The organism is Pantoea ananatis LMG 2665 (assembly GCF_000710035.2).
GTDB classification, from domain to species: Bacteria; Pseudomonadota; Gammaproteobacteria; order Enterobacterales; family Enterobacteriaceae; genus Pantoea; species Pantoea ananatis.
The window spans coordinates 220,848-237,233 of the sequence record NZ_JMJJ01000010.1 but is presented as its reverse complement, the minus strand read 5'-3'; the positions used below and the strand labels follow the sequence as shown (position 1 = coordinate 237,233).

Below are 16,386 nucleotides of genomic sequence, written 5' to 3'. Positions count from 1 at the left end.
AGCTTTTAAAGCATAGACTGATTATGCAACGTCGCGAGCCTGAGCCGCCGAAAAAAGGAAGGCAGGAATAACTTATTTAGCCGCGCGCGAGATTGCGCCGCCCAGGTGAGATACGTCTTCGCCAAAACCGTGGAAGGTGTTACAGCCGCTTAGTCCAGAAGCCACCAGCAACGCCAAGGCGATAAGTTTTGCTCGTTTTTTCATGGTGAACTCACTCAAAAAAAGGCGCATCACAGGATGCGCCTTTCAGGGTTATTTTACGCGTGACACGTATTCGCCAGAGCGGGTATCAACCTTCACCACCTCGCCAATCTGCACGAACAATGGCACTTTAATGACTGCACCCGTAGACAGCGTTGCTGGCTTACCGCCCGTACCGGCAGTATCACCTTTCAGGCCTGGGTCAGTTTCAATGACTTCCGCTTCAACAAAGTTTGGTGGCTGAACCGCAATCGGTTTATCGTTCCACAAGGTTACGATACACTCCGCGTTGTCCTGCAACCACTTCTGCACTTCATCCAGCACTTTTGCTTCAACCTGGTATTGCTCAAAAGATTCCGGGTGCATGAAGTAGTAGAAATCGCCGTCGTTGTAAGAGTACTGCAGCGTCATATCCTTCACGTCTGCGCCTTCGGCAGAATCAGTTGATTTGAAGGTTTTCTCAACGCGTGAACCGGTCAGCAGACGACGCATTTTTACACGTGCAAACGCCTGACCTTTACCCGGCTTAACGAACTCGCTTGATTCGATGGCATAAGGTTCGCCTTCGAACATGATTTTAAGACCGGGACGGAAATCGTTGCTAAGATAAGTCGCCATAAAGGCCCTCTGTAGATATTAACTGGTAATAGCCAAAAAAATGGCACACATTGTAACCCTAAATTCCCCTTCCAGAGAAGATTGGTTGCAGCAACTTGCTGATGTTGTCACTGATCCTCATGAATTACTGCAACTTTTAGCGCTCGACCATCATCCGGATCTGGCTGCTGGCGGCGACGCACGCCGACTTTTTGCCCTGCGCGTGCCGCGCGCCTTTATCCGGCGAATGAAAAAAGGCGATGCGCAGGATCCCCTTCTACTCCAGGTCCTGACCAGCCGTCAGGAGTTTGTCGACGCGCCAGGTTATAGCACCGATCCGCTGGACGAACAAAATAGCGTCGTGCCGGGATTACTGCATAAATATAAAAACCGTGCATTGCTGCTGGTCAAAGGCGGCTGCGCGGTGAACTGCCGCTACTGCTTCCGCCGTCATTTTCCCTATCAGGATAATCAGGGCAACAAGCGTAACTGGCAGGCCGCGCTGGATTATATTACCGCCCATCCTGAACTGGATGAGATCATCTTTTCGGGTGGCGATCCGTTAATGGCAAAAGATCATGAGCTGGCCTGGCTCATTGACGCGCTGGGCGCTATCCCGCATCTGAAACGGCTACGTATTCACAGTCGACTGCCGGTCGTGATTCCGGATCGCATTACCGAGGCGCTGTGTCAGACGCTGGCGGAAACGCGGCTTCAGGTCTTGATGGTCACCCACATCAACCACGCCCGTGAGATTGATGAGGCGCTCTGTGATGCCATGCTGCGCCTGAAACGTGCTGACGTGACGCTGCTTAATCAGAGCGTACTGCTGCGCGGCGTGAATGATGATGCACAAACCCTGGCGGCGCTGAGCAATGCGCTGTTTGATGCCGGCATTCTGCCCTACTACCTGCATGTGCTGGACAAAGTGCAGGGCGCAGCGCATTTCTTCGTTTCTGATGAAGAAGCCCGGGCGTTGATGCGTAGCCTGCTGCCGCGGGTGTCCGGTTATCTGGTGCCGAAGCTGGCACGTGAGATCGGCGGGGAACCCAGTAAAACCCCGCTGGATCTGCAACTTCGGCAGGAATAAATCACGGGCGGCACACAGCCCGGTAGCCGCAAGCCTCATTTCCGCCGAGCAGCGGGCTGCCAACCCGTTGCACTGGCGGCTAAAAGCCATTGATAAACGCTAAAAAAACGACCGGCACATTGGCCGGTCGTCTCAAAAAATGTTGCCTGTTCAGCGCAGGATCAGTTAGGGCATTTATAGACCTGGCCGGTCATCTTGCTGTCGAGTGGTGCAAAGGCTGAAAGCAGGTTTTGTGTAGGACTGGTTGCGCCATAAATGACGTTTCCGCCCATTTCGGCAGCACGGTTCCGCAGGTCGTTAGCTGCACCGCGCAGCGCGCTGGTTTCGCCACCGGCTCCGCTTAACCAGTTACTTTGCGAGCCGGTCAGGCTGCCCAGAAGCTGACATTGTTTGCCAGGCTGCTGATCGGTAAAGGTGACGCGCTGTCCAGCAGAAGTCAGGTCGGTTGAGCTGCTGCAGCCTGCAAGCAATAACGCACCAGCCGTAAGACCGAGCAAGAGGTTAATACGCATTATAATCCCCATTTATTATCATCAGTGTCGGATGGCAGCGTAGCAGAAAAACACGCATTTTTTCTGAACATTCATTGCCCTAATCCGTGCCAACGTAACCGTTGCGCCCCTACTTATACCCTTTCCTCTGCAAAAGAAAAACCCCCGACCGTTTCCGATCGGGGGTTCTTATGACGCAAGCGTCAGGGGCGATTACATCATGCCGCCCATACCGCCCATGCCACCCATACCGCCAGCGCCTGCACCTAAGTCTGGCGCATCGCCTTTCGGCAGGTCAGTGACCATACATTCGGTGGTGATCATCAGGCCAGCAACCGATGCCGCGTACTGCAGAGCAGAACGGGTCACTTTGGTTGGGTCCAGAATACCGAAGTCGATCATGTTGCCGTATTCTTCAGTCTGCGCGTTGTAACCGTAGTTACCGTCGCCTGCTTTCACGTTGTTCGCCACAACAGAAGGCTCTTCGCCGGCGTTAGAAACGATCTGACGCAGTGGAGATTCCATTGCGCGCAGCGCAACTTTGATACCCACGTTCTGGTCTTCGTTCTGACCACGCAGTTCGGTCAGCTGTGCTGCAACGCGAACCAGCGCCACACCACCACCTGCAACCACGCCTTCTTCAACCGCAGCACGGGTTGCGTGCAGGGCATCTTCAACGCGTGCTTTTTTCTCTTTCATTTCAACTTCAGTTGCTGCGCCCACTTTCAGAACGGCAACGCCGCCTGCCAGTTTCGCTACGCGCTCCTGCAGTTTTTCTTTGTCGTAGTCAGAGGTGGCTTCTTCAATCTGCTGACGAATCTGAGTGACACGACCCTGAATAGTGGTTTCTTCACCCACGCCATCAATGATGGTGGTGGTGTCTTTATTGATCACGACACGCTTCGCCTGGCCCAGATCTTCCAGTGCTGCTTTTTCCAGCTCCATACCGATCTCTTCAGAGATCACGGTACCGCCGGTCAGGATAGCGATATCCTGCAGCATGGCTTTACGGCGGTCGCCGAAGCCCGGTGCTTTAACCGCAGCCACTTTCACGATGCCGCGCATGGTGTTCACCACCAGCGTCGCCAGCGCTTCGCCTTCTACGTCTTCCGCGATGATCAGCAGTGGTTTGCCTGCTTTCGCAACGGCTTCCAGCACTGGCAGCATTTCACGGATGTTAGAAATCTTCTTGTCAGCCAGCAGGATGAAAGGGGTTTCCAGCTCAACGGCACCTGTTTCTGGCTTGTTGATGAAGTACGGAGACAGGTAGCCACGGTCGAACTGCATACCTTCAACCACGTCCAGCTCGTCCTGCAGGCCGGTGCCTTCTTCAACGGTGATGACGCCTTCTTTGCCCACTTTTTCCATCGCCTGAGCGATCAGGGTACCGACGGTTTCATCAGAGTTAGCAGAGATAGTCCCTACCTGAGCGATAGCTTTAGAGTCTGAGCAAGGAACAGACAGTTTTTTCAGCTCTTCAACCGCAGCGATGACCGCCTGGTCGATACCGCGCTTCAGATCCATCGGGTTCATGCCCGCTGCAACGGCTTTCAGGCCTTCGGTGATGATGGACTGCGCCAGCACGGTTGCCGTGGTGGTACCGTCGCCTGCTGCGTCGTTCGCTTTAGAGGCAACTTCTTTCACCATCTGTGCGCCCATGTTTTCGAACTTGTCTTCCAGCTCGATTTCACGCGCAACAGAAACACCATCTTTAGTGATGGTCGGTGCACCAAAAGATTTATCCAGAACCACGTTACGGCCTTTCGGGCCCAGGGTAACTTTTACTGCATCTGCCAGTACGTTCACGCCACGCAACATTTTTACGCGTGCGTCATTACCGAATTTTACGTCTTTAGCTGCCATTTCAAATTTCCCTTAAATTCGTTTCGTTCAGTGAATTACGCGTAAAACTTACGCTTCAACAATCGCCAGAATGTCGCTTTCAGAGATGATCAGGACTTCTTCGTTGTCGATTTTTTCAGTTTTGGCACCGTAGCCTTCGCTGAAGATCACGACGTCACCAACTTGTACGTCCAGCGGCTTCACTTCGCCACTCTCAAGGATACGGCCTTTGCCCACAGCCAGGACTTCACCACGCGTGGATTTGCCTGCTGCAGAACCGGTCAGCACAATGCCACCCGCTGACTTAGCTTCAACTTCTTTACGCTTCACGATGACACGATCGTGTAATGGACGAATTTTCATTTGATAGCTCTCCTTTGAGAAGTCCAATCATTCATTTTTGGGTTGAATACCGGGCTGTGTGGCTTCCGGCCTCGTGACCAGAGAGATAGGGCCGCGACCTGACACTTTCAAGGGGGCAACCCACAAATTTTTTTAGTCTGATGATGCAACTGATGACTTTTTAGACAAACCGCGCGGACGGGTCAGAAGACAAACAAAAAGCGCGACCTGATGTCGCGCTAAGAGGATGAGATTAACGATCTTTTGGATCGTCATGATGTTCAAGGCGATCGCTGTCTTTGCGTTCGAACTCGCCATCCATTGTATAACCGCTGTCCGGGCCTGCACCCGGCCCCCGCCAGACGCGCAGATGCGGCATCAGTTTTAAGGTCAGGTGTTTTTGCACCGGTGGCAGTAAGAGCAGCAGGCCCAGCATGTCGGTAAAGAAACCTGGCAGCAGCAGCAGGAAACCGGCAATGATCAGCGAAACGCTTTTCACCATTTCCTGCGCCGGACTTTCGTTACGAGCCAGCTTCTCCTGCATCAGTATAAAGTTTTTCATGCCCTGATTTTTTACCAAAGACACGCCGATGCAGGAGGTGAAAACCACCAGCAGCATGGTGAGCAGCACGCCAAGGACGTGTGCAACCTGAATGAAAAGCGAGATCTCAATCCAGGCCAGTACGAAAAAGATCACTAACGGTAACCAGCGCACCGGATTCTCCTGTGAGTCAGGCTGCCCGGCTGATGACCCGGCAGCGTAAAAAATAATGATAACAAGATACAGAGATGGTCATTCAGGCCGCCCATTTCAACCGTGCCAGGCAAATTTTTGCTGCAGGGTTAAATTTGTGAGCAATTTCACATATTGTTAACGTCATAAGGCCAGTAAGGTGATCTCTGTTCGCGCTTTAGGGCTGGGTCAGAATAGGATCGTGCTCACCCGCCTGAATACGGATAAAATAGCGGCTCTGGCGCTTCCCCACAAAACAAACACATCATCTGCGATGGTTAGCAGTGACAACAAGAAGGTTATCATGGCGAACAACATTCGTATCGAAGAAGACCTGTTAGGCATGCGCGAAGTTCCGGCGGATGCTTATTATGGCGTTCATACTTTGCGTGCGATTGAAAACTTTTACATCAGCAACAGCAAAATCAGTGATATTCCTGAGTTTGTGCGCGGCATGGTGATGGTAAAAAAAGCGGCGGCGATGGCCAATAAAGAGCTGCAGACGTTGCCGCGTGACATCGCCAATACCATTATTCAGGCCTGCGATGAAGTGCTGAACAAAGGTCGCTGCATGGATCAGTTCCCGGTCGATGTGTATCAAGGCGGCGCGGGCACCTCGGTCAACATGAATACCAATGAGGTGCTGGCCAATATTGGTCTGGAGCTGATGGGGCATCAGAAAGGCGAATACCAGTATCTGAATCCCAACGACCACGTGAATAAATGCCAGTCCACCAACGATGCTTACCCGACCGGCTTTCGCATCGCCGTTTACAGCTCGCTGTTGAAACTGCTCGACGGCATCAGCCAGTTAGCCGAAGGTTTCCAGCGTAAAGCTGACGAATTCCAGACGATTTTAAAAATGGGCCGTACTCAGCTACAGGATGCGGTGCCGATGACGCTGGGTCAGGAATTCCATGCGTTTAGCGTGCTGCTCAATGAAGAGACGAAAAGCATTTTGCGCACCGGCGAACTGCTGCTGGAGGTTAACCTGGGCGCGACCGCTATTGGTACTCGCCTGAATACGCCGGATGGCTACCAACACTTAGCCGTTCAGAAACTGGCAGAAGTCAGTAACCTGGCGGTGGTGCCAGCCGAAGATCTGATCGAGGCCACCTCCGACTGCGGCGCCTACGTTATGGTGCACTCTTCGCTGAAGCGTCTGGCCGTGAAGCTTTCTAAAATTTGTAACGACCTTCGCCTGCTCTCGTCGGGTCCGCGTGCCGGCCTGAACGAAATTAACCTGCCAGAATTGCAGGCCGGCTCCTCAATCATGCCTGCCAAAGTGAATCCGGTAGTGCCTGAGGTGGTAAACCAGGTGTGCTTCAAAGTGATTGGCAACGATACCACGGTCACCATGGCGTCCGAGGCCGGGCAGCTGCAGCTTAACGTTATGGAACCGGTGATTGGCCAGGCGCTGTTTGAGTCGGTCAGCATCCTGACTAACGCTTGCTACAACCTGCTGGAAAAATGCGTTAACGGCATCACAGCCAACAAAGCGGTCTGTGAAGCTTATGTGTTTAACTCCATTGGCATCGTCACTTACCTGAACCCCTACATTGGGCACCATAATGGCGATATCGTCGGTAAAATTTGTGCCGAAACAGGTAAAAGCGTTCGCGAAGTGGTGCTTGAGCGCGGCCTGCTCACCGAAAGCGAGCTGGACGATATTTTCTCTGTGCAAAATCTGATGTATCCGGTTTATAAAGCCAAACGTTACACCGACGAAAACGAACAGTAAGGCTTAATTGTACTTACTGATGTAAAAGGCACATCGTAATCAAAACGATGTGCCTTTTTGTTTGTTAAAAGGATGAGTTTGCTTACCGGCTAATCCTGTTTGAGGAAGTGACAGATGTTCCTGATTGAGCTGTTTATCGTGTTGATGGCGATCTGGCTGGGCGCACGCCTGGGCGGCATCGGCATAGGTTTCGCAGGCGGCACAGGCGTCCTGATCCTGACGCTGGGCTTTGGCATGAAGCCCGGTGCGATCCCTTTTGATGTGATCGAAATCATCATGGCCGTGATCGCCGCGATTGCCGCCATGCAGGTGGCGGGCGGCATGGATTATCTGGTCAGCCTTGCCGAACGTTTGCTGCGTCGTCATCCACGTTATGTCACTTTCCTTGCGCCGCTGGTGACCTACATGATGACCCTGCTGGCGGGTACCGGCCACACCGCCTTCTCCACCTTGCCGGTCATTGCTGAAGTGGCGAAAGAGCAAGGCGTCCGGCCTTCCCGCCCGTTATCGATTGCGGTTGTCGCCTCTCAGGTCGCCATTACCGCCTCTCCCATTTCGGCAGCGGTGGTGTTCTTTGCCACGCTGCTGGAACCGCGCGGGGTGAGCTATATCATGCTGCTGGCGATTGCCATTCCGGCCACCATGGTGGGGCTGTTTCTTGCCGCCCTGGTGACCAATTTTCTGGGTAAAGAGCTAAAAGATGATGAGGTTTACCAGGCAAGGCTGGCGAAAGGTGAAGTGACGCTACGCGGCGAGACGGTTTATCAGACTCAACCCGGCGCTAAAAAATCGGTACTGCTGTTCCTGGCCGGTATTGCCGCCGTGGTGATTTACGCTACCGTCACCAGCGAAAGCGTCAACCTGATCGCTAACCCACCGCTGCCGCGCAATGAGGCGATCGTCGTGTTTATGCTCACTATTGCCACGCTGATCAGTCTGACCTGCAAAATTGATACCGGTGCTATCCTCAGCGCCAGCACATTCAAGTCTGGCATGAGCGCCTGCATCTGTGTGATGGGCGTGGCCTGGCTGGGCGACACCTTTGTAAAAGCCCATCTGGCTGATATCCAGATGCTGGCGGGCGATACCTTAAAAACCTATCCGTGGATGCTGGCGCTGGTGCTGTTCTTCTCTTCCATGCTGCTTTATTCCCAGGCCGCCACCGCCAAAGCCCTGCTGCCTGCCGCGTTAGCGCTTGGCGTAACGCCACTGACAGCCATCGCTTCATTTGCCGCCGTGTCTGCGCTGTTTGTGTTACCGACCTATCCCACCCTGTTAGCCGCCGTGGAGATGGACGATACGGGTTCGACCCGAATCGGTAAGTTTGTCTTCAACCATGCCTTTATTATTCCTGGCGTCCTTGCTATCACCTTGTCTGTCATGTTCGGCTTTATTTTTGGTGGGCTGTTACTGTAACTCCAGCCGGGCAGGGAACGTGCTACTATCGGCGTTATTTTCAACAGGATCGTTACGATGAACGCCGTTATCATCCTCTGTACTGCGCCAGACCAGGCCTGTGCGCAACAGCTTGCCACACAGGCGCTGCAGGCCAGGCTGGCCGCCTGTGTCACCCTCTTGCCGGGTGCAACGTCATATTATGTCTGGCAGGGCCAACTGGCGCAGTCCAGCGAAGTTCAGATGTTACTCAAATGCGACACAGCCCATCAGCAGGCCTTGATCGAACTGCTTAAGCTCGCGCATCCTTACGATGTACCAGAACTGCTGGTACTTCCGGTTCAACATGGAGACAGTGAATACTTGTCATGGCTGCACGCATCTCTCGCTTAATCACACTGGTACTGGCGCTGTTTATCTGCCTGCAGGCGCAGGCTGCCTTATTTTCCCCCAAAACCACCAGCCGCTTTTTGCCCGTTGATCAGGCTTTTGCCTTTGATTTCGATCAGCAAGGCTCGCAGCTTAACCTGCACTGGAAAGTCAAAGAGGGCTATTACCTTTACCGCCAACAGATTAAGGTCGTGCCCCATGATGCACGTATTGCGCCGTTAGCCCTGCCTGCGGGCCAGCCGCATGAAGATGAATTTTTTGGTAAAAGCGAGATTTACCCGCAGGATCTCAACGTGCCCATCATGCTGCAGCAGGCCGCGAAAGGAGCGACCCTTAGCGTAAGTTATCAAGGCTGTGCCGCCGCCGGCTTCTGTTATCCACCGGAAACCCGCAGCATCCCCCTTTCCCCGGTAGCCGCCACAATGTCCCCGCCAGCCGTTGCGCCTGCCAGCGCCAACCCTCTGCCCTTTTCGCCGTTGTGGGCGCTGCTGATTGGCATCGGCGTGGCCTTCACGCCATGTGTATTGCCGATGTATCCGCTGATCTCTGGCATTATCCTTGGCGGTAAGCGTAACTATTCACTGGGCAGGCTGTTTGCGCTGGCCATGGTCTATGTGCAGGGAATGGCGCTCACTTATACCTTACTGGGCGTGATTGTGGCGGCGGCGGGCCTGCGCTTTCAGGCGGCGTTGCAGCATCCTTATGTGCTTATTGGCTTATCGGCGCTGTTTACCCTGTTAGCCCTGTCGATGTTTGGCCTGTTTTCGCTACAGCTTCCCGCCAGCGTGCAAACGCGTCTGGCACTGTGGAGCAATCGTCAGCAAGGCGGCTCACTGCCGGGCGTTTTCCTGATGGGCGCGCTGGCAGGCCTAATCTGCTCGCCCTGCACCACTGCGCCACTCAGCGCGATTCTGCTTTATATCGCGCAGAGCGGAAACCTGCTGGCCGGTGCCGGTACGCTGTGGCTGTATGCCGTCGGGATGGGATTGCCGTTGATTGCCGTTACCCTGTTTGGCAACCGCTTTCTCCCTAAAAGCGGCCCCTGGATGCAGACCGTCAAAGAAGGATTTGGTTTTGTTATTCTCGCGCTGCCGGTCTTCCTGCTGGAGCGGATACTGGGCGATCTGTGGGGCATGCGTTTGTGGAGCCTTTTGGCCGTGGCATTCTTTGCCTGGGCATTCAGCGCGAGCTTACGCGCCAGCGGCGGCAAATGGCGCGTGATGCAAATTATGATGCTGGTCGCCGCCCTGATCAGCGCCCGCCCGTTGCAGGACTGGGCCTTTGGCAGCGGCGCGCCGCAGCAAAACATCGCGCACCTTCCCTTTCAGCCTGTTCAAACCCTTGAACAGGTAGACCAGGCCCTGCAGCAGGCTCAGGGCCGTATCACCATGGTGGATCTCTATGCGGACTGGTGCGTGGCCTGTAAAGAGTTTGAAAAATATACTTTTAGCGACAGCGCGGTACGTGACAACCTGAACAATGTGCAGCTGTTGCAGGCTAACGTCACGGCGAACACCGCCACCGATAATGCGCTGTTGCAGCATTTGCACGTGCTCGGGTTACCCACGATTTTGTTCTTTGATGCGACAGGAAAAGAGATCCCGGAATCGCGTATTACCGGCTTCCTGAAGGCGAATGATTTTCGCGCGCATTTGCAGAAATTGCATGAGTAAACAACACTGGAACCAGGACACAGTCTGCTGAACAAAACAGGCTTGCACACCAGAGGAGAACGATTTGCAACGTGAACAGATACTTGACCATGCGTTAAACGTACTGGAACAAAACGGTCTGGCGGCGACCTCATCGCTGGCAATCCTGGCCGATGATATGCAGCTCAGCCTGACACAGCTTGAACAGTTTTGGCCCGATCGTGACGCGCTGCTCTACGATGCACTGCAGTTTCACGCCCAGCAGATCGAACAGTGGCGCCATGACATTCTGCAGAACGACGCTCTGCGTCCTGATCAGAAGCTGATGGCACGCTATGAAGGATTAAACGAGCAGGTCAACAAGGGCCGCTTTCCCGGTTGCCTGTTTATCGCCGCCTGCAGTTTTTATCCCCAGCCCGATCAGCCCATCCATCAGTTGGCAGAAAAGCAGAAGCGCGCCTCATGGCAATTTACGCATACCATCTTAACCTCGCTTGGTCTGGATAACCCCAGTATGGTTGCCGATCAAATGGAACTGATACTGGAAGGCTGCCTGAGCAAACTGCTGGTTAAACGCAACGTGCAGGACGTTGATGTGGCGAAACGCCTGGCGGAAGACGTATTGAGTATCGCCCTCTGCCGTAAAAACGGCGCACTGGCCTGAGTTTCATCGTCTTTGACTGAAATTCAGGCAATCAGTCACGTTTTGCGTGGTTTTTTTATCAAAGCCGTTGACGGCCTGCGGCCTTTACGGTTTAATGCGCCCCGTTGCCCGAATAGCTCAGTCGGTAGAGCAGGGGATTGAAAATCCCCGTGTCCCTGGTTCGATTCCGGGTTCGGGCACCATATTATTGTCTTGGGATAGCTTAGTCAGTCCGGAGACATAAAAATCAGTACGTTAAATAAACCCGATGATATCACTGAATATCAACGGGTTTTTTTATATCTGGATTTTGGGGCATAACTGCAAGCTCGTGGGTTCGATAAACGCTGGCCCCCCCATCAATACGCCATCCGCACTGCCACGCTGCTCAATGAACCTGACAAGCTGCAGCAACATCATTCAACGAACAGCGCTATGCTCTGGCAATCCATGCAAGCACGACACGCGTCGCCAGTAGGGTTATATTTCGGCGTGACAATCCCGGCAGCTGATTTTGCAGATGTGGGGGCGAAATGGCGATCGGTAAAGGCCCGCAAACAGTTTTATGCGGTTTAGCGAGGCGTGACGCTGATATCGGATCCGCCCTGCAAAACCCTATGAGGGAATAATGTGATCGCGGCCTGTCCGTTGATTAGCAGACAGGAATCCGTCACGGCGTGCTGCGAGTCGCTGATTTCAAGATCTGTTTTTTCTGGCAGGAAAGGATATTCATCGCTGTTTAGATAAATTTGTGCACAACCGACACGTCTTAAAGCGTAGTGTCAATCACCTGAGAACAGAACCTGACATTTCTTTCAATGTGTGCCCGACGCATTACTGAAGATGGACGGGCGTACAGGGTATTTAATTCCCTGCCAGATACATTTAATGCAGCCAGACCGAAACTGGCTAGCCCTGATTATAACTGGATTAAACTCGGGGTCAGGATTAGACGTTAGGATATAATGATAAGGTTAAATCTGATTGAGGCGGCGCGGTGCCAGAGCGCTAACGGCGAAATCCGTTCTACATCAATTATTCATAAAAAACGAAAGTCAGTCGTAAAGCATCGGTAAGGAAAGTTTAAAAAGGAGGATGAGATTGAATCTCATCCTCCTTAACCAGGGATTTTATAAATACCAATCAGTTACAATATTGTTTGTATCAAAAATCACCGATAAATAATTACTATGTTGTTCTGTATTGCCAGTCAGTTTACCGGATGCTTTTGTCATTGAATTAGAGGCATCTTGCGCACCCGAAGCCATGCCAACGGCGCTGGAGAGAGCACTGGCACCCGGAATATATCCCAGGACGCTTGATGCAGTGCTTAAGTTTCCACCCTTGTAGTAACGCCAGGTGACCGAACCGTTTGAGGATGAACTTTGATCGTCAGGCACGCCATAAAGCGCTTTGACTTCAGCCTGTGTGGTTTTGTTGGCTATGATATGGGATGAAACATAAGTGCGGCTAAATTTATCCTCCCCACCCGATGTGCTACATCCTGTTAATACGAACATTATTGTGAAAAGAACCATGATGCTTTTCATTTTTTTCTCCATGAGTTGTGAACGACTGACCGCTTTATGGAATCGATAAAAAAGGTGAGTTAGCTTTTATTAATATTGAATGTCTTGAGTTTGAATAAACACCCGCTTGCCCCTTTTAAAGGCTTCGCGTCAACAGGTATAGACGTGAGAAAATCACCGGCAGTACTTACAGAACATCCCGCGGTATCCATTGCTGAATCATCAAAACCCCATTTTAATCCACCTGACCACATACAGACCTCTTGTTTACCATTACTCCAGGCAGTACAGGGAATACCTTTATATTGCTTTTCTCCCGTTATTTTCCAGCCGACAGACTGGGCATTCTGATGATTTTGAATGCGACTGTCGCTGTCGATAGCCTGATACATTCCTTCCTCTGCAGCATCTTTAACTTCGTTTTGGTCTGTGTGTTCTTCGAGTGTAATCATACAGGCATGCTGAGCATCCTCACCCTCAGCGCCCATCGTCCAGCTGACTTCCTTAGCAACCTGATGATGTCCATCAATAGATATCTCTACCTCTCCCTTACCCAGCCTGGCCTCATCTTGTGCTGAAAGCGCTTTGAAAGGCATACCGGAACCCTTGCAGGCATCAAGTTTCACTTGATAATTCTTGCGTGCAAGGTTTTCACCATTTGGCAACCACTCCCATTCAAGTACCACATGCATTGTCGGGAGCGCCAGGGCACTACCCTCTGAATGAGAGGCTTTGTCACTGTTTTCTTTATAGTCGTCTTGATTATCTGTGGCAGATAATATTCCAGCAGACTGGGCATAAGCACCACCGCCAGAAAAAAAACAAAAAATAAAAGCGATAAGCGCTGAAAAGAGCGCCGCTATGCTTCTGTTAAAAACAGCGTTGCGTGTCTTTTTTACGAAGCATAATGGAATGTTTTTTTTGTTTTTTTTCATTTTTACCTTCAAGTAATTTTTACTATAAAGCTTCAATGAAAGTTAATATCAAGTAAATCTGGCATGACAGATTTATTTGATATCAATATTATGACCAGGTAGCTTTAACGCGTTGATTTTGATACCGGTGTATTGGGAATCAACTTCGCACCTTCAGGTCTTTTCGGACAAACGCCAGAAGAATACCCTCTGGTTATTAGGCCATTTTCAACACGAAAACGCTGAAAGCAGGTGGCATATTGAGGAATAGAGTGCCATGTGGTTGAGTCGCTGCCATTTATTTGCCACCTGTACTGGTAAGCCAGTATGGTGCAACCCTTACTCAGGATTCCGCTTTTTTTTGGCGGCCTCCATGACATAACAAGGTCATCTGCCGATTCCCCAACCTGTGATGCAGCGATATTCGAACTTGTCTGGTATCGTTGATTCATCATTAAATTACTCAGGGGCAATCCTGCACATCTATTTAGAGATTTTAGGGTTAACAACGCAGAAAGTCTTTTCATTTCCCTCTCCAGACAGAAGTGAAAGCTATCAGGTGTGTCAGTGTAAAACTTTATTAAATGTTGCTAAATTGTAACCTTTCTATGCTTTTTTTACGGTTAATGCAAGCGCAAAACTTACAAAAAATTACATAGGCTGCTATTAATTCAAATCGGAATGATTGCCGATATCGTTACCCATTGTTTTTTTTATATTTTATATTTCGTAATATTTTAATGAATCGTTTGATACTTTTGCATCTCTTTCCAATTCGGCAAAATGCGTTTCATGCATTCGATTCAGAATTATTAATTTATATTCTGACTGTTCATTATTACAGAAAGAATCCGGACCTGACGTCTTTATCCCTGCGTGAAGCGGTGGGTGGGGATATCGAGGCGTAGTGCGAGACTGGAAACAGAATGGCCGCGATCAACGACCTGTTTCACTGTTTCGATTTTAAACGCTTCGGGATAACGCTTACCGCTCATGGACACCTCTCATTAAGTCATTTCTACTGACGCTGAGAGGGCGGTTAAACCCGTGGCGATTGACTGAAAATGGGTGTCGATCCTTTAAAAGACATCAGGCCACACACTATCGCGGCTATTTTGGAATTCGTCTACAGTTCAGCTTACGACATCTGGAAAGAACGCGAGTCTGAAGCCACTTATTATGATGTTCTTGATGACGTTTTTTCTCTTATTGAAGAGGGGATAAATCACTCTTGTGTATCATAATCCATCAATCTCATGGGGTCGTTGCCCGATGCTGGCATTGATCAAAGCGATAAAACCCACCCAGCGTGCTCTTATTCCGCGTTTCAACTGGACGTGACGACCTGCCAGACGGGTTGTTATATCGCTCAAGGACACTGACTGAATTTGGGAAAATCACAGAGCGTTGGCTGACGGCATTCAACAGCCCGCGCTCTTATGCATGCCTCAACAAACTGACGCTTGAAAAACAGCGCCTGATGCTGGCGATCCGGAAATCGCAAAACCAGGTAAAGTTAAAACAACAACATGCCCCGCCCTGCACCAGAAGGCTAGTAGTGAATAATGAAAACAGGCGACAGTTTGAATCTTAAAAAAAACGCAATCTGTAGAGCATATACAGCACCAGATAGGCCGCTCTGGCATTGACGTTCATGACATGATACTTCACTTTCTCGCTTCTGTTTAACAGCCCCAGGACATTCTCAGGATAACGCTTCTCTTTAATACGCTTGATGCTGTTACGCACCTCATTAATATTCAGCGTGGTGTAGTACATCGCGGTCACGATCTGCATATCCAGCGTCAGCTTACGTTTGGTTATTCCAGTAGAAAAGCGGGCCATATCGCCGTTTTTATACTTAACCAGCAGCCTTTGATATAAGTCGTTGAGGTAATGTTTACGATCCAGCAGCTCTTCATACAGTACGCGTTTCTTTGAAAGCGAGTTCTCTACATCATCATAGTGATAGGAGGCACTGTCGAAAACAAACAGGTTATCGATGTAGTAGAAATAGTTAAGATTAAACAGGAGATCTTCACTCATCGAAATGCCTTTAGTGAAGCGAATACTAAAATCATCGATAATTTTTTTTCTGTAACACTTGTTATGAAGATAACCAATATTATCGCTGAGCTCTATCTCGCCCAGGACGGCCGGAATCTCGGGTTGCGTAAAATAACCGTAAGTCGAAAGGTCGCCTACGCGATCACACTTGAGGTTCCCTACCATCAGATCAACAGGTTGTGGAATGCCTGAGTAAAGGTGCTGATGAAATACAGCAAGAAAATCACTGTCAACCCAGTCGTCGGAATCGATAAAGATAACATAGTCACCCGATGCCGCTTCCAGTCCAGTATTGCGGGCGACGCTAACCCCGGCATTATCCTGAGTAATGACTTTAAAATTATTGTACTGTTTGAACTCCTCAAGGATCGCAGCGCAGTTATCTTTACTGCCATCATTGACCAGAATGATTTCATAATTTTTAAATGTCTGGAGAAGAAGGCTTTGCAGCGTACGCATCACCGTTTTCTCGGCATTATAAACCGGTATTATTATACTGAATAAATATTTATCATTCATTTTAAAACCTCGTAACCAGCATACGTCATGGCACTATCGGGCAGAGGAAAACTGGCGCTGTTTAGCCGCCTTCATTCCTTATCTCCCTGGAGAAAATGAGCTTTTTAATTATTTATAAATCCACGATCACAGTATAAAAGCGCTAAATTAAACTGACTGTAAACAGGTATAATTCCGGCATCGAAGATCAGTAATTAACCTTAATCAAATACTGTAGATAAAATAATGAATGAAATAATA

General features: G+C 50.5%; 15 protein-coding genes, 1 tRNA gene and 1 pseudogene. 7 read left to right on the top strand and 10 right to left on the bottom strand.

Annotation, left to right across the window (positions count from 1 at the left end):
* Positions 1-72: 72 nt before the first annotated feature.
* Both EL29_RS20065 and efp read right to left on the bottom strand, forming a co-directional pair.
* Positions 73-204 carry an entericidin A/B family lipoprotein gene (locus tag EL29_RS20065; RefSeq protein ID WP_024472200.1) on the bottom strand — a complete coding sequence of 44 codons (132 nt, stop codon included), beginning with the start codon at positions 202-204 and terminating at the stop codon, positions 73-75.
* 48 nt (positions 205-252) lie between these two features.
* Complete coding sequence (gene efp, locus EL29_RS20060; RefSeq protein WP_013024304.1) at positions 253-819, bottom strand: elongation factor P; 567 nt, start codon at positions 817-819, stop codon at positions 253-255.
* A gap of 40 nt (positions 820-859) precedes the next feature.
* On the opposite strand from efp, the gene epmB reads away from it, so the two are divergent.
* Positions 860-1,888, top strand: a complete 1,029-nt coding sequence (epmB, locus tag EL29_RS20055) for an EF-P beta-lysylation protein EpmB (protein ID WP_013024303.1) — start codon at positions 860-862, stop codon at positions 1,886-1,888.
* Between the two features lie 161 nt (positions 1,889-2,049).
* On the opposite strand, the gene EL29_RS20050 is transcribed toward epmB, so the two are convergent.
* From EL29_RS20050 to EL29_RS20035, 4 genes are all read right to left on the bottom strand, one after another.
* Positions 2,050-2,400 (bottom strand): DUF4156 domain-containing protein, encoded by a 351-nt coding sequence (locus EL29_RS20050; protein ID WP_014606760.1) that lies wholly within the window; start codon positions 2,398-2,400, stop codon positions 2,050-2,052.
* Between the two features lie 192 nt (positions 2,401-2,592).
* Entirely contained in the window at positions 2,593-4,242 is a 1,650-nt protein-coding gene (gene groL, locus EL29_RS20045) for a chaperonin GroEL (RefSeq protein WP_013024301.1), read from the bottom strand.
* A 48-nt stretch (positions 4,243-4,290) separates the two neighbouring features.
* A complete protein-coding gene (locus tag EL29_RS20040) occupies positions 4,291-4,584 on the bottom strand; it encodes a co-chaperone GroES (protein ID WP_014606761.1) in 294 nt (97 codons plus the stop codon).
* Positions 4,585-4,816: 232 nt separating this feature from the next.
* Complete coding sequence (locus tag EL29_RS20035; protein ID WP_013024299.1) at positions 4,817-5,278, bottom strand: FxsA family protein; 462 nt, start codon at positions 5,276-5,278, stop codon at positions 4,817-4,819.
* Between the two features lie 322 nt (positions 5,279-5,600).
* Here EL29_RS20035 and aspA point away from each other — a divergent pair, with 322 nt between their 5' ends.
* The 6 genes from aspA (at position 5,601) to EL29_RS20005 (ending at position 11,320) form a co-directional block, all read left to right on the top strand.
* On the top strand, positions 5,601-7,037 hold the full coding sequence (gene aspA, locus EL29_RS20030) for an aspartate ammonia-lyase (RefSeq protein WP_015701111.1): 1,437 nt from the start codon (positions 5,601-5,603) through the stop codon (positions 7,035-7,037).
* 114 nt (positions 7,038-7,151) lie between these two features.
* On the top strand, positions 7,152-8,453 hold the full coding sequence (locus EL29_RS20025) for an anaerobic C4-dicarboxylate transporter (RefSeq protein ID WP_014606763.1): 1,302 nt from the start codon (positions 7,152-7,154) through the stop codon (positions 8,451-8,453).
* Positions 8,454-8,501: 48 nt separating this feature from the next.
* Positions 8,502-8,825, top strand: a complete 324-nt coding sequence (gene cutA / locus EL29_RS20020; protein WP_024472201.1) for a divalent cation tolerance protein CutA — start codon at positions 8,502-8,504, stop codon at positions 8,823-8,825.
* Entirely contained in the window at positions 8,801-10,495 is a 1,695-nt protein-coding gene (locus EL29_RS20015; protein WP_013024295.1) for a protein-disulfide reductase DsbD, read from the top strand. The genes cutA and EL29_RS20015 overlap by 25 nt, the downstream gene beginning before the upstream one ends.
* A gap of 64 nt (positions 10,496-10,559) precedes the next feature.
* A complete protein-coding gene (gene dicD / locus EL29_RS20010) occupies positions 10,560-11,138 on the top strand; it encodes a division control transcriptional repressor DicD (RefSeq protein ID WP_014606765.1) in 579 nt (192 codons plus the stop codon).
* A gap of 106 nt (positions 11,139-11,244) precedes the next feature.
* Positions 11,245-11,320: transfer RNA gene (locus tag EL29_RS20005), tRNA-Phe, on the top strand.
* A 927-nt stretch (positions 11,321-12,247) separates the two neighbouring features.
* Here EL29_RS20005 and EL29_RS20000 read toward each other — a convergent pair.
* The 4 genes and pseudogenes from EL29_RS20000 to EL29_RS19985 form a co-directional block, all read right to left on the bottom strand.
* The gene (locus tag EL29_RS20000; RefSeq protein ID WP_019105619.1) at positions 12,248-12,667 is read right to left on the bottom strand and encodes a hypothetical protein; all 420 of its coding nucleotides are present in this window, start codon (positions 12,665-12,667) and stop codon (positions 12,248-12,250) included.
* 59 nt (positions 12,668-12,726) lie between these two features.
* Positions 12,727-13,581: a hypothetical protein gene (locus EL29_RS19995; protein ID WP_019105620.1), complete on the bottom strand. Its 855-nt coding sequence runs from the start codon at positions 13,579-13,581 to the stop codon at positions 12,727-12,729.
* Between the two features lie 768 nt (positions 13,582-14,349).
* A pseudogene (locus EL29_RS19990) lies at positions 14,350-14,561 on the bottom strand (transposase); the annotation flags it as partial.
* A 589-nt stretch (positions 14,562-15,150) separates the two neighbouring features.
* Positions 15,151-16,146 carry a glycosyltransferase family 2 protein gene (locus tag EL29_RS19985; RefSeq protein WP_014595139.1) on the bottom strand — a complete coding sequence of 332 codons (996 nt, stop codon included), beginning with the start codon at positions 16,144-16,146 and terminating at the stop codon, positions 15,151-15,153.
* Between the last annotated feature and the right edge of the window lie 240 nt (positions 16,147-16,386).